A 13451-nucleotide genomic window follows, 5' to 3' on the forward strand; every position below is an offset into this window, starting at 1 on the left:
AGATGAAAGTAGTTAGTCTGTTCAGATTGGGAGAGTTAGAAGATAAATTAAAAGAGACATTTCCACAGGTGGAGTTTAAATTTATTAAAAAAGCTAAAAATATACCAAATGAAGACAGACAATCACTAGATATCTTAATTGGATATGATGGAAGTCTAGATGAAACATTTTTAGAGGACTGCCCTAATCTTAAATGGATTGCTTGGTATGCTACTGGTGTTAATTCATTACCATTAAACTATATTAATGAACGAAATATTAAATTAACCAATAGTAGAGGTGTACAGGCAAAACAACTTTCTGAATTCATCATTGCTTTTATATTAGATGATTATAAGAAAATGAAAACATCATTTATTAATCAACAAAATAGGATATATGATTCGAAAATGACTGGCAGAAGGTTAAATGGTGATTGTATATTATTTTTAGGCACAGGAGCAATCGCACAACGAACAGCAAAGTTAGCGAAAGCTTTTGATATGAAGGTAATAGGTGTAAGTAAATCAGGTGAACATAAAGAATGGTTTGATGAGGTACAAACAATTGATAATCTAAGTGACTTATTAGGAAAAGGAGACATAGTAATCAATAGTTTACCGGAAACAGACGAAACGATTCATTTAATCAAATACAAAGACTTTGAGAACATGAAAGAAAGTGCAATGTTTATTAATGTTGGTAGAGGTACTGTAGTTGAGGAAGATACACTGATTAAAGCATTAAGTAATAATGAAATAAGACATGCCTACTTAGATGTATTTGAAAAAGAGCCATTAACATCAGATAACGCATTATATGATCTAGACAACGTAACTATAACAGCACATATTACAGGCAACGATCATGGTATTAATCATGACGTTACAGAAATATTCATCAAAAACTTAAAACATTTTCTCAATTATGGAAATCTAATTGAGAATGAAGTAGACCCAATAAAAGGATATTAATGAAAATACAACTGTTTTATTGACATTAGTAAATTGTAACAGTTATATTAGTATTAAGTAATAATCATTATTAACTAGAAAGATGGTGAAAAAAATGAGCGCGGAATTAGAATCAATAGAACATGAACTTGAAGAATCAATTGCGTCTTTAAGAAAAGCTGGTATACGTATAACGCCACAAAGACAAGCAATTTTGAAATTCATGATTTCTTCAAAAACACATCCTAGTGCCGACGAAATTTATCAAGCACTTTCACCAGATTTTCCTAATATAAGTGTTGCGACAATATATAATAATTTAAGAGTATTCAAAGATATTGGCATTGTAAAAGAGCTCACATACGGTGATGCATCAAGTCGATTTGATTTCAATACTCACAATCATTACCATATTATTTGTGAAAAATGCGGTAAAATAGTTGACTTCCATTATCCACAGTTAGACGAAGTGGAACAGCTAGCACAACATGTTACTGAATTTGACGTAACACATCATCGAATGGAAATTTATGGAATTTGTAAAGAATGCAAAGATAAAGAAGAATAGGCATCATTTACTCATCAAGATAAAAGTTAACAATAAACAAAACCATGTTTGATTCAATAATTGTCAAACATGGTTTATTTTTTTAGTATGGAGTAATGTGATCAACTTAATCATATGAACACCTTTATATCCTATTCAAAGAATAGTAACTATTAATTAAGAATAGCGAAGTTATTTCAGAGACAACATAAAGGGTAGATGAATGATAAATCCTGAGACGCGGATTACACTTTATAAACTATTGTTCACTTAATATAAAAATTAACTATACTTTGAGTAAATTTATACAAATTAAATAGTTGAAATACGTTGACGTAAAAATGATTACTTGGTAATATATAAAAGTCGTCAAAACGATATTAACTATTTGAAAAGATTTCATTAACTTTTTAAAGCAAATGTTGATAAAGTGTAATTTTGACTATTGAACTTTCAATCCAAACATTATATTATAGATTTTGTTGAGTCATTAATAACATATTTCTTAAAAAAGAATTTAAATTTATTGTTGACTTCATTAAACAAACGCGATATAATAAGATATTGTAAGCGAAAAAACGAACATTGAAAACTGAATGACAATATGTCAACGTTAATTCCAATAATGTAACGAAAGTTACAACAATTAATTTAGTTTTATGAGCTAATCAAACATCATAATTTTTTATGGAGAGTTTGATCCTGGCTCAGGATGAACGCTGGCGGCGTGCCTAATACATGCAAGTCGAGCGAACAGATAAGGAGCTTGCTCCTTTGACGTTAGCGGCGGACGGGTGAGTAACACGTGGATAACCTACCTATAAGACTGGGATAACTTCGGGAAACCGGAGCTAATACCGGATAACATATTGAACCGCATGGTTCAATAGTGAAAGGCGGCTTTGCTGTCACTTATAGATGGATCCGCGCCGTATTAGCTAGTTGGTAAGGTAACGGCTTACCAAGGCAACGATACGTAGCCGACCTGAGAGGGTGATCGGCCACACTGGAACTGAGACACGGTCCAGACTCCTACGGGAGGCAGCAGTAGGGAATCTTCCGCAATGGGCGAAAGCCTGACGGAGCAACGCCGCGTGAGTGATGAAGGTCTTCGGATCGTAAAACTCTGTTATCAGGGAAGAACAAATGTGTAAGTAACTGTGCACATCTTGACGGTACCTGATCAGAAAGCCACGGCTAACTACGTGCCAGCAGCCGCGGTAATACGTAGGTGGCAAGCGTTATCCGGAATTATTGGGCGTAAAGCGCGCGTAGGCGGTTTTTTAAGTCTGATGTGAAAGCCCACGGCTCAACCGTGGAGGGTCATTGGAAACTGGAAAACTTGAGTGCAGAAGAGGAAAGTGGAATTCCATGTGTAGCGGTGAAATGCGCAGAGATATGGAGGAACACCAGTGGCGAAGGCGACTTTCTGGTCTGTAACTGACGCTGATGTGCGAAAGCGTGGGGATCAAACAGGATTAGATACCCTGGTAGTCCACGCCGTAAACGATGAGTGCTAAGTGTTAGGGGGTTTCCGCCCCTTAGTGCTGCAGCTAACGCATTAAGCACTCCGCCTGGGGAGTACGACCGCAAGGTTGAAACTCAAAGGAATTGACGGGGACCCGCACAAGCGGTGGAGCATGTGGTTTAATTCGAAGCAACGCGAAGAACCTTACCAAATCTTGACATCCTTTGACCGCTCTAGAGATAGAGTTTTCCCCTTCGGGGGACAAAGTGACAGGTGGTGCATGGTTGTCGTCAGCTCGTGTCGTGAGATGTTGGGTTAAGTCCCGCAACGAGCGCAACCCTTAAGCTTAGTTGCCATCATTAAGTTGGGCACTCTAAGTTGACTGCCGGTGACAAACCGGAGGAAGGTGGGGATGACGTCAAATCATCATGCCCCTTATGATTTGGGCTACACACGTGCTACAATGGACAATACAAAGGGCAGCTAAACCGCGAGGTCAAGCAAATCCCATAAAGTTGTTCTCAGTTCGGATTGTAGTCTGCAACTCGACTACATGAAGCTGGAATCGCTAGTAATCGTAGATCAGCATGCTACGGTGAATACGTTCCCGGGTCTTGTACACACCGCCCGTCACACCACGAGAGTTTGTAACACCCGAAGCCGGTGGAGTAACCATTTATGGAGCTAGCCGTCGAAGGTGGGACAAATGATTGGGGTGAAGTCGTAACAAGGTAGCCGTATCGGAAGGTGCGGCTGGATCACCTCCTTTCTAAGGATATATTCGGAACATCTTCGTAGAAGATGAGGAATAATATTGACATATTGTATTCAGTTTTGATTGTTTGTTTTACAAATAATTAATGGGCCTATAGCTCAGCTGGTTAGAGCGCACGCCTGATAAGCGTGAGGTCGGTGGTTCGAGTCCACTTAGGCCCACCATTAATTAATATTCATATGGGGGCTTAGCTCAGCTGGGAGAGCGCCTGCTTTGCACGCAGGAGGTCAGCGGTTCGATCCCGCTAGTCTCCACCATTATATTTGTACATTGAAAACTAGATAAGTAAGTAAAATAGATTTTACCAAGCAAAACCGAGTGAATTAGAGTTTTAAAGCTTGAATTCATAAGAAATAATCGCTAGTGTTCGAAAGAACACTCACAAGATTAATAACGCGTTTCCTGTAGGATGGAAACATAGATTAAGTTATTAAGGGCGCACGGTGGATGCCTTGGAACTAGAAGCCGATGAAGGACGTTACTAACGACGATATGCTTTGGGGAGCTGTAAGTAAGCGTTGATCCAGAGATTTCCGAATGGGGAAACCCAACATGAGTTATGTCATGTTATCGATATGTGAATACATAGCATATCAGAAGGCAGACCCGGAGAACTGAAACATCTTAGTACCCGGAGGAAGAGAAAGAAAAATCGATTCCCTGAGTAGCGGCGAGCGAAACGGGAAGAGCCCAAACCAACAAGCTTGCTTGTTGGGGTTGTAGGACACTCTATACGGAGTTACAAAAGTATATATTAGACGAATCATATGGAAAGTTGAATCAAAGAAGGTAATAATCCTGTAGTCGAAAATATATACTCTCTTGAGTGGATCCTGAGTACGACGGAGCACGTGAAATTCCGTCGGAATCTGGGAGGACCATCTCCTAAGGCTAAATACTCTCTAGTGACCGATAGTGAACCAGTACCGTGAGGGAAAGGTGAAAAGTACCCCGGAAGGGGAGTGAAAGAGAACTTGAAACCGTGTGCTTACAAGTAGTCAGAGCCCGTTAATGGGTGATGGCGTGCCTTTTGTAGAATGAACCGGCGAGTTACGATTTGATGCAAGGTTAAGCAGCTAATGTGGAGCCGTAGCGAAAGCGAGTCTGAATAGGGCGTTTAGTATTTGGTCGTAGACCCGAAACCAGGTGATCTACCCTTGGTCAGGTTGAAGTTCAGGTAACACTGAATGGAGGACCGAACCGACTTACGTTGAAAAGTGAGCGGATGAACTGAGGGTAGCGGAGAAATTCCAATCGAACTTGGAGATAGCTGGTTCTCTCCGAAATAGCTTTAGGGCTAGCCTCAAGTGATGATTATTGGAGGTAGAGCACTGTTTGGACGAGGGGCCCTTCTCGGGTTACCGAATTCAGACAAACTCCGAATGCCAATCAATTTAACTTGGGAGTCAGAACATGGGTGATAAGGTCCGTGTTCGAAAGGGAAACAGCCCAGACCACCAGCTAAGGTCCCAAAATATATGTTAAGTGGAAAAGGATGTGGCGTTGCCCAGACAACTAGGATGTTGGCTTAGAAGCAGCCATCATTTAAAGAGTGCGTAATAGCTCACTAGTCGAGTGACACTGCGCCGAAAATGTACCGGGGCTAAACATATTACCGAAGCTGTGGATTGTCCGTAGGACAATGGTAGGAGAGCGTTCTAAGGGCGTCGAAGCATGATCGCAAGGACATGTGGAGCGCTTAGAAGTGAGAATGCCGGTGTGAGTAGCGAAAGACGGGTGAGAATCCCGTCCACCGATTGACTAAGGTTTCCAGAGGAAGGCTCGTCCGCTCTGGGTTAGTCGGGTCCTAAGCTGAGGCCGACAGGCGTAGGCGATGGATAACAGGTTGATATTCCTGTACCACCTAGTATCGTTTTAATCGATGGGGGGACGCAGTAGGATAGGCGAAGCGTGCTATTGGATTGCACGTCCAAGCAGTAAGACTGAGTGTTAGGCAAATCCGGCACTCATAAGGTCAAGCTGTGATGGGGAGAGGAAATTGTTTCCTCGAGTCGTTGATTTCACACTGCCAAGAAAAGCCTCTAGATAGATAACAGGTGCCCGTACCGCAAACCGACACAGGTAGTCAAGATGAGAATTCTAAGGTGAGCGAGCGAACTCTCGTTAAGGAACTCGGCAAAATGACCCCGTAACTTCGGGAGAAGGGGTGCTCTTTAGGGTTAACGCCCAGAAGAGCCGCAGTGAATAGGCCCAAGCGACTGTTTATCAAAAACACAGGTCTCTGCTAAACCGTAAGGTGATGTATAGGGGCTGACGCCTGCCCGGTGCTGGAAGGTTAAGAGGAGTAGTTAGCTTCTGCGAAGCTACGAATCGAAGCCCCAGTAAACGGCGGCCGTAACTATAACGGTCCTAAGGTAGCGAAATTCCTTGTCGGGTAAGTTCCGACCCGCACGAAAGGCGTAACGATTTGGGCACTGTCTCAACGAGAGACTCGGTGAAATCATAGTACCTGTGAAGATGCAGGTTACCCGCGACAGGACGGAAAGACCCCGTGGAGCTTTACTGTAGCCTGATATTGAAATTCGGCACAGCTTGTACAGGATAGGTAGGAGCCTTTGAAACGTGAGCGCTAGCTTACGTGGAGGCATTGGTGGGATACTACCCTAGCTGTGTTGGCTTTCTAACCCGCACCACTTATCGTGGTGGGAGACAGTGTCAGGTGGGCAGTTTGACTGGGGCGGTCGCCTCCTAAAAGGTAACGGAGGCGCTCAAAGGTTCCCTCAGAATGGTTGGAAATCATTCATAGAGTGTAAAGGCATAAGGGAGCTTGACTGCGAGACTTACAAGTCGAGCAGGGTCGAAAGACGGACTTAGTGATCCGGTGGTTCCGCATGGAAGGGCCATCGCTCAACGGATAAAAGCTACCCCGGGGATAACAGGCTTATCTCCCCCAAGAGTTCACATCGACGGGGAGGTTTGGCACCTCGATGTCGGCTCATCGCATCCTGGGGCTGTAGTCGGTCCCAAGGGTTGGGCTGTTCGCCCATTAAAGCGGTACGCGAGCTGGGTTCAGAACGTCGTGAGACAGTTCGGTCCCTATCCGTCGTGGGCGTAGGAAATTTGAGAGGAGCTGTCCTTAGTACGAGAGGACCGGGATGGACATACCTCTGGTGTACCAGTTGTCGTGCCAACGGCATAGCTGGGTAGCTATGTATGGACGGGATAAGTGCTGAAAGCATCTAAGCATGAAGCCCCCCTCAAGATGAGATTTCCCAACTTCGGTTATAAGATCCCTCAAAGATGATGAGGTTAATAGGTTCGAGGTGGAAGCGTGGTGACACGTGGAGCTGACGAATACTAATCGATCGAAGACTTAATCAAAATTTATGTTTTGCGACGCAAAATCATTTTACTTACTATCTAGTTTTGAATGTATAATACATTCCATTTGTCTGGTGACAATGGCAAGGAGGTCACACCTGTTCCCATGCCGAACACAGAAGTTAAGCTCCTTAGCGCCGATGGTAGTCGGACTAACGTTCCGCTAGAGTAGGACGTTGCCAGGCAAATATATTGGAGAATTAGCTCAGCTGGGAGAGCATCTGCCTTACAAGCAGAGGGTCGGCGGTTCGAACCCGTCATTCTCCACCATTTATAGCCGGCCTAGCTCAATTGGTAGAGCAACTGACTTGTAATCAGTAGGTTGGGGGTTCAAGTCCTCTGGCCGGCACCATCTTTAGAGCCATTAGCTCAGTTGGTAGAGCATCTGACTTTTAATCAGAGGGTCAGAGGTTCGAATCCTCTATGGCTCACCATTTTAATAGCGGGTGTGGCGGAATTGGCAGACGCACTAGACTTAGGATCTAGCGCCTTACGGCGTGGGGGTTCGACTCCCTTCACCCGCATATGCAGAAGTAGTTCAGCGGTAGAATACAACCTTGCCAAGGTTGGGGTCGCGGGTTCGAATCCCGTCTTCTGCTCCATTATAAGTGCCGGGGTGGCGGAACTGGCAGACGCACAGGACTTAAAATCCTGCGGTGAGAGATCACCGTACCGGTTCGATTCCGGTCCTCGGCACCATCTTATTATAAATATGCGCCCGTAGCTCAATTGGATAGAGCGTTTGACTACGGATCAAGAGGTTATGGGTTCGACTCCTATCGGGCGCGCTTATTCTACGGGAAGTAGCTCAGCTTGGTAGAGCACTTGGTTTGGGACCAAGGGGTCGTAGGTTCGAATCCTGTCTTCCCGATAGCAACAATTATTAAATATGGGGGCTTAGCTCAGCTGGGAGAGCGCCTGCTTTGCACGCAGGAGGTCAGCGGTTCGATCCCGCTAGTCTCCACCATATTAAATTTACAAACTAGATAACGGCGGTGTAGCTCAGCTGGCTAGAGCGTACGGTTCATACCCGTGAGGTCGGGGGTTCGATCCCCTCCACCGCCACTACTATTAGTTGTAAGATTATATTTAGGACCTTTAGCTCAGTTGGTTAGAGCTAACGGCTCATAACCGTTCGGTCGCAGGTTCGAGTCCTGCAAGGTCCATATAATTTTGGAGGAATACCCAAGTCCGGCTGAAGGGATCGGTCTTGAAAACCGACAGGGCCTTAACGGGCCGCGGGGGTTCGAATCCCTCTTCCTCCGTTTTATATTTGGTCTTGTAGTGTAGCGGTTAACACGCCTGCCTGTCACGCAGGAGATCGCGGGTTCGATTCCCGTCGAGACCGCCATTTTAATTTAATAGCAATTTACCTATAATCATGGAGGAATACCCAAGTCCGGCTGAAGGGATCGGTCTTGAAAACCGACAGGGCCTTAACGGGCCGCGGGGGTTCGAATCCCTCTTCCTCCGTTTTTATTATTTATTATTACCGCGGGATGGAGCAGTTCGGTAGCTCGTCGGGCTCATAACCCGAAGGTCGGTGGTTCAAATCCGCCTCCCGCAATACATATTTGGTCTCGTAGTGTAGCGGTTAACACGCCTGCCTGTCACGCAGGAGATCGCGGGTTCGATTCCCGTCGAGACCGCCATTACATTTTATTATGGTTCAGTAGCTCAGTTGGTAGAGCAATGGATTGAAGCTCCATGTGTCGGCAGTTCGACTCTGTCCTGAACCATTTCACAAGCCGGCCTAGCTCAATTGGTAGAGCAACTGACTTGTAATCAGTAGGTTGGGGGTTCAAGTCCTCTGGCCGGCACCATCTCTTGGAGGGGTAGCGAAGTGGTTAAACGCGGCGGACTGTAAATCCGCTCCTTCGGGTTCGGCAGTTCGAATCTGCCCCCCTCCACCATCTGAATAGGGGCATAGTTCAACGGTAGAATAGAGGTCTCCAAAACCTTTGATGTGGGTTCGATTCCTACTGCCCCTGCCATGGCGGTTGTGGCGAAGTGGTTAACGCATCGGATTGTGGTTCCGACATTCGAGGGTTCGATTCCCTTCAACCGCCCTTATTATTAATGGGCTATAGCCAAGCGGTAAGGCAACGGACTTTGACTCCGTCACGCGCTGGTTCGAATCCAGCTAGCCCAGTTATTGGCGGCATAGCCAAGTGGTAAGGCAGAGGTCTGCAAAACCTTTATCACCGGTTCAAATCCGGTTGCCGCCTCCAGGTTTTTATTAAGCGGGAGTAGTTCAACTCTTAGAACACGTTCCTTCCCGGAACGAGGTATAGGTGCAAATCCTATCTTCCGCTCCAAATTTTTATATTAAGCGGGAGTAGTTCAACTCTCAGAACACGTTCTTTCCCGGAACGAGGTATAGGTGTAAGTCCTATCTTCCGCTCCAAATTTTATATTAAGCGGGAGTAGTTCAACTTTTAGAACACGTTCCTTCCCGGAACGAGGTATAGGTGCAAATCCTATCTTCCGCTCCATTATTACTTCCAAGTGGAAGTTTTTTCTTTATATTGGGCCGGCGTGGCGGAATTGGCAGACGCGCGGGACTCAAAATCCCGTTCCTTTTTGGAGTGTCGGTTCGATCCCGACCGCCGGTATAAAATATATAATGTCTAAGGAAAGTGGTATTTGTGTAAACACATTTACCACTTTTTTTATATCAACTAAATTTTATTACAGGTTTGAAGTTAGATTATCTGGATCATATTTTCATTTCTTTCTATTTAAAATATAATATATGATCATTTCATTATGCTTTGGAGGTGCATTATGAGTAAGAATAGTACAAAAATGGGTGGTAAAGTTTTCTTTAGTAATATTCTAAATGCGGTTGGAGCAGGGGTAGTTATTGCCTTATTACCCAATGCTTTATTAGGAGAATTACTTAAATTTTTTAAAGATGGTAATGAGCTCTTGGAAACTATCTTTCGTCTTGTCACAGTTATACAGTCTTTTATGGCTTTCATAGTGGGTGTTTTAGCAGCTCATCAGTTCAAATTTAATGGATCAGGTGCAGCTATTGTTGGTTCTTCAGCAATGTTAGGCTCAGGCGCAATTATATTTAATAATCAAGGTATTATGATTAAAGGAATAGGGGATATTATCAATATCATTTTAGTCGTGATGATTGCCTGTTTTTTATATTTATTATTCCAAGGAAAATTGGGCTCATTTGAAATGATTATTTTACCAGTTTTAATTCCTGTTATGAGTGGAACTATTGGCCTTATGACTTTACCATATGTTCAAGTTGTAACACATACAATTGGTAAAGTGATTAATTCATTTACTGACCTTAATCCTTTAACGATGTCTATTTTAATAAGTGTGACTTTCTCTTTACTTATGGTTACACCAATTTCATTGGTAGCAATTGCTACTGCTATAGGTTTAACTGGATTAGGTAGTGGTGCGGCAAATATGGGTATTGTTGCTGCATGTGTTACATTTTTATTTGGATCTCTAAGAGTCAATTCTATTGGAGTCAATTTGGTATTACTTATTGGAGCAGCTAAAATGATGATACCGGTATATTTAAAACATTTAATTATAGCTATACCACTAATTATAAATGGTGCTATTGCTGGTATTATTGCTTACTTTATAGGCATCAAAGGTACTCCTTTATCTGCTGGATTTGGATATACAGGACTTGTTGGACCTATAAATGCTTTAAATCGTATGGCGGGAGACCAAATGACTAATATAATTATGTTAGTTGCGGGGTACTTTATTATTCCATTTATCAGTGCATTTGTCGTACATGAGTTATGTAAAAAGTTTATACATTCATATAATGACGAAATTTATAAATTTGAAATTCCTAAAGAATAAACGAATTCCCAGTGTAGCCGCTATGGCTGCACTTTTTTTATTATATTTAAAAAATGATATTGCATATTAATGTAATGATTTGTATAATAATGAATATTATAAAGGAGGGTTGCTTTAATGAAATATTTTATTAAAGTATTTTTGGTATTTTTAATCATAGTAGGTTCAACATTAACAACGAAACAACCCAATATTAATGCTGAAGAGAAGGATACAAACTGGCAAAAAATTAAAGATAGTGGAGAACTTCGTGTTGGCTTATCAGCTGATTATGCACCGATGGAATTTGAAAAGAATGCAAATGGAAAAACTGAATATGCTGGTGTTGATATAGAGTTAGCTAAGAAGATAGCTAAAGATAATCATCTCAAACTGAAAATTATTAATATGCAATTTGATAGTTTACTAGGTGCGCTCAAAACTGGCAAAATTGATATTATTATTTCTGGAATGACAACGACACCTGAACGTGAAAAAGAGGTAAGCTTTACTAAACCATATATGATGACTAATAATATTATGTTAGTTAAGAAAAATGAAAAAAATCATTTAAAATCTATTAGCGATTTTAAAGATAAGAAAATAGCTGTTCAAAAAGGAACAGATCAAGAAAAAATAGCTAAGACTGAAATTGAAAATGCAGATGTTACTTCATTAAATAAATTACCAGAAACTATTTTATCTGTGAAAAGTGGTAAAGCTGTAGGAGCAATTCTTGAAAAGCCTGTAGCAGAGGCATACATAAAACAAAACCCTGAACTTGCATTTTCAGATGTGAAATTTAATGAAGAAAAGAAACCAACTTGTATTGCAGTACCTAAAAATTCACCAATTTTATTAAAAAAATTAAATCAGACAATCAATGAAGTTAATGATAAAAATTTAATAGATCATTATATGACTAAAGCAGCAAATGATATGCAGGATGATGGTAATTTTTATACAAAATATAAAAGCTTTTTTATCAAAGGATTACAAAACACAATTTTAATTTCATTTGTTGGTGTAGTTTTTGGAGCAATTCTAGGAGCGTTTATAGCGCTAATGAAATTAAGTAAATTTAAACCATTATCATGGATTGCTTCTATTTATATAGAATTCTTAAGAGGTACACCATTATTAGTACAAGTTTTCATAGTATTTTTTGTTACTACTGCAGCACTTGGACTAGATATTTCTGCTTTGATTTGCGGAACAATTGCATTAGTTATTAACTCATCAGCATATATTGCAGAGATATTTCGTGCGGGTATTAATTCCATCGATAAAGGACAAACAGAAGCTGCACGCAGTTTAGGTTTGAGTTACAATCAAACGATGAAATCAGTCGTTATGCCACAGGCTATTAAGAATATTTTACCAGCACTAGGTAATGAATTTGTTACTTTAATTAAAGAATCATCTATAGTATCAACAATAGGTGTTGGAGAAATTATGTTTAATGCACAAGTGGTTCAAGGTATTTCATTTGATCCTTTTACACCATTATTGGTCGCAGCAGGAATGTACTTTATTCTAACCTTTGCATTATCACGCATCATGAATTTTATAGAAGGGAGAATGAAAGCCAGTGATTAAAATTCAAAATTTAAATAAAAAATTTGGTAACAATGAAGTATTAAAAGATATTAATTTAGATATTAATAAAGGTGAAGCCGTAGCTATCATTGGTCCATCGGGTAGTGGAAAAAGCACGTTATTAAGATGTATGAATTTATTAGAAACGCCTACAAAAGGACATGTTATATTTGAAGGTAACGATTTAACAAAAAAAGGTGTTCATTTAGAACAATTACGACAAAAAATGGGCATGGTGTTTCAAAACTTTAATTTATTTCCTCATAAAAAGGTTAAGGAAAATATTATGTTAGCGCCTAAATTGTTAAAAAAGAATGATCATTCAACTCTTAATGAGCAAGCGATTGAATTACTAGATAAGGTAGGATTAAAAGATAAAGCAGACGTTTATCCTAATCAACTTTCTGGTGGACAAAAGCAGAGAGTTGCGATAGCAAGAGCATTAGCTATGCAACCAGATGTTATTTTATTTGACGAACCAACATCTGCACTTGACCCTGAAGTAGTTGGGGACGTTTTGAAGATTATGAAGGATTTAGCTAAAGAGGGAATGACAATGGTGGTCGTTACACATGAAATGGGCTTCGCAAAAGATGTCAGTGATAAAGTAATATTTATGGCAGATGGCGTTGTTGTTGAATCAGGTACACCACAGGAAATATTTGAAAAACCACAACATGAAAGAACTAAAAATTTCTTATCTAGAGTATTATAAGTGTAAAACAATTCAAAATTTAATTGTGAATGCCTGAGAGATGACAATTTCTCAGGCATTCATTTTTGTTATGTCTACACTCAACTGCTAACGATACGACAAGACAAACGTTATAAAAATAAAACGATTAAATCGAATAAAAATAAATGATGGATTAAAGTCTATGTCTTATATACTTTTAATCAATAATCATACATCACTATTTATTCATATGTTAAAATAACAAGAGTATATTTTTATAA

5 protein-coding genes, 29 tRNA genes and 3 rRNA genes are annotated in these 13451 nt (G+C 40.8%); all 37 read left to right on the forward strand.

What is annotated here, in order from left to right; genetic code table 11:
• Positions 1-2 precede the first annotated feature (2 nt).
• The 37 genes from JX000_RS04520 to JX000_RS04700 all read left to right on the forward strand — a co-directional run bounded on the left by JX000_RS04520 (position 3) and on the right by JX000_RS04700 (position 13209).
• Positions 3-953, forward strand: coding sequence for a phosphoglycerate dehydrogenase (locus JX000_RS04520; RefSeq protein WP_206140937.1), 951 nt, complete (start codon positions 3-5; stop codon positions 951-953).
• Positions 954-1047: 94 nt separating this feature from the next.
• Positions 1048-1500 (forward strand): peroxide-responsive transcriptional repressor PerR, encoded by a 453-nt coding sequence (gene perR / locus JX000_RS04525; RefSeq protein ID WP_002452366.1) that lies wholly within the window; start codon positions 1048-1050, stop codon positions 1498-1500.
• Between the two features lie 663 nt (positions 1501-2163).
• Positions 2164-3716, forward strand: a 16S ribosomal RNA gene (locus JX000_RS04530).
• Between the two features lie 93 nt (positions 3717-3809).
• Positions 3810-3886 (forward strand) — tRNA-Ile (locus JX000_RS04535).
• Between the two features lie 17 nt (positions 3887-3903).
• A tRNA-Ala gene (locus JX000_RS04540) sits at positions 3904-3979 on the forward strand.
• Positions 3980-4142: 163 nt separating this feature from the next.
• Positions 4143-7064: ribosomal RNA gene (locus JX000_RS04545) — 23S ribosomal RNA — on the forward strand.
• Between the two features lie 70 nt (positions 7065-7134).
• Positions 7135-7249, forward strand: a 5S ribosomal RNA gene (gene rrf, locus JX000_RS04550).
• The 16S, 23S and 5S rRNA genes sit together here with 29 tRNA genes alongside, the layout of an rRNA operon.
• Before the next feature lie 9 nt (positions 7250-7258).
• Positions 7259-7334: transfer RNA gene (locus JX000_RS04555), tRNA-Val, on the forward strand.
• Positions 7335-7340: 6 nt separating this feature from the next.
• A tRNA-Thr gene (locus tag JX000_RS04560) sits at positions 7341-7416 on the forward strand.
• Between the two features lie 6 nt (positions 7417-7422).
• Positions 7423-7498: transfer RNA gene (locus JX000_RS04565), tRNA-Lys, on the forward strand.
• Between the two features lie 8 nt (positions 7499-7506).
• Positions 7507-7588: transfer RNA gene (locus JX000_RS04570), tRNA-Leu, on the forward strand.
• Positions 7589-7591: 3 nt separating this feature from the next.
• Positions 7592-7666 (forward strand) — tRNA-Gly (locus JX000_RS04575).
• A gap of 8 nt (positions 7667-7674) precedes the next feature.
• Positions 7675-7763 (forward strand) — tRNA-Leu (locus JX000_RS04580).
• A 15-nt stretch (positions 7764-7778) separates the two neighbouring features.
• Positions 7779-7852: transfer RNA gene (locus JX000_RS04585), tRNA-Arg, on the forward strand.
• Between the two features lie 9 nt (positions 7853-7861).
• Positions 7862-7935, forward strand: a tRNA-Pro gene (locus JX000_RS04590).
• 20 nt (positions 7936-7955) lie between these two features.
• Positions 7956-8031 (forward strand) — tRNA-Ala (locus tag JX000_RS04595).
• Positions 8032-8055: 24 nt separating this feature from the next.
• Positions 8056-8129 (forward strand) — tRNA-Met (locus JX000_RS04600).
• Between the two features lie 27 nt (positions 8130-8156).
• Positions 8157-8230 (forward strand) — tRNA-Ile (locus JX000_RS04605).
• A gap of 9 nt (positions 8231-8239) precedes the next feature.
• Positions 8240-8329 (forward strand) — tRNA-Ser (locus JX000_RS04610).
• A gap of 10 nt (positions 8330-8339) precedes the next feature.
• Positions 8340-8415: transfer RNA gene (locus JX000_RS04615), tRNA-Asp, on the forward strand.
• 32 nt (positions 8416-8447) lie between these two features.
• Positions 8448-8537, forward strand: a tRNA-Ser gene (locus tag JX000_RS04620).
• A gap of 20 nt (positions 8538-8557) precedes the next feature.
• Positions 8558-8631 (forward strand) — tRNA-Met (locus tag JX000_RS04625).
• Between the two features lie 9 nt (positions 8632-8640).
• A tRNA-Asp gene (locus JX000_RS04630) sits at positions 8641-8716 on the forward strand.
• A 14-nt stretch (positions 8717-8730) separates the two neighbouring features.
• Positions 8731-8803: transfer RNA gene (locus JX000_RS04635), tRNA-Phe, on the forward strand.
• Positions 8804-8811: 8 nt separating this feature from the next.
• Positions 8812-8887: transfer RNA gene (locus JX000_RS04640), tRNA-Thr, on the forward strand.
• A gap of 6 nt (positions 8888-8893) precedes the next feature.
• A tRNA-Tyr gene (locus JX000_RS04645) sits at positions 8894-8977 on the forward strand.
• Positions 8978-8984: 7 nt separating this feature from the next.
• A tRNA-Trp gene (locus JX000_RS04650) sits at positions 8985-9058 on the forward strand.
• A 2-nt stretch (positions 9059-9060) separates the two neighbouring features.
• Positions 9061-9133 (forward strand) — tRNA-His (locus tag JX000_RS04655).
• 11 nt (positions 9134-9144) lie between these two features.
• Positions 9145-9216: transfer RNA gene (locus JX000_RS04660), tRNA-Gln, on the forward strand.
• A 5-nt stretch (positions 9217-9221) separates the two neighbouring features.
• A tRNA-Cys gene (locus tag JX000_RS04665) sits at positions 9222-9295 on the forward strand.
• Between the two features lie 12 nt (positions 9296-9307).
• A tRNA-Gly gene (locus JX000_RS04670) sits at positions 9308-9382 on the forward strand.
• Positions 9383-9396: 14 nt separating this feature from the next.
• Positions 9397-9471, forward strand: a tRNA-Gly gene (locus tag JX000_RS04675).
• Positions 9472-9484: 13 nt separating this feature from the next.
• Positions 9485-9559 (forward strand) — tRNA-Gly (locus tag JX000_RS04680).
• 37 nt (positions 9560-9596) lie between these two features.
• A tRNA-Leu gene (locus tag JX000_RS04685) sits at positions 9597-9679 on the forward strand.
• A gap of 172 nt (positions 9680-9851) precedes the next feature.
• Positions 9852-10916: a PTS sugar transporter subunit IIC gene (locus JX000_RS04690; RefSeq protein WP_206140938.1), complete on the forward strand. Its 1065-nt coding sequence runs from the start codon at positions 9852-9854 to the stop codon at positions 10914-10916.
• Positions 10917-11033: 117 nt separating this feature from the next.
• Positions 11034-12494 carry an ABC transporter substrate-binding protein/permease gene (locus JX000_RS04695; protein ID WP_206140939.1) on the forward strand — a complete coding sequence of 487 codons (1461 nt, stop codon included), beginning with the start codon at positions 11034-11036 and terminating at the stop codon, positions 12492-12494.
• Positions 12487-13209 (forward strand): amino acid ABC transporter ATP-binding protein, encoded by a 723-nt coding sequence (locus tag JX000_RS04700; RefSeq protein WP_206140940.1) that lies wholly within the window; start codon positions 12487-12489, stop codon positions 13207-13209. Before JX000_RS04695 ends, JX000_RS04700 begins: the two co-directional genes overlap by 8 nt.
• Positions 13210-13451 lie beyond the last annotated feature (242 nt).

Source organism: Staphylococcus sp. SB1-57 (assembly GCF_017086425.1).
Lineage (GTDB): Bacteria > Bacillota > Bacilli > Staphylococcales > Staphylococcaceae > Staphylococcus > Staphylococcus warneri_A.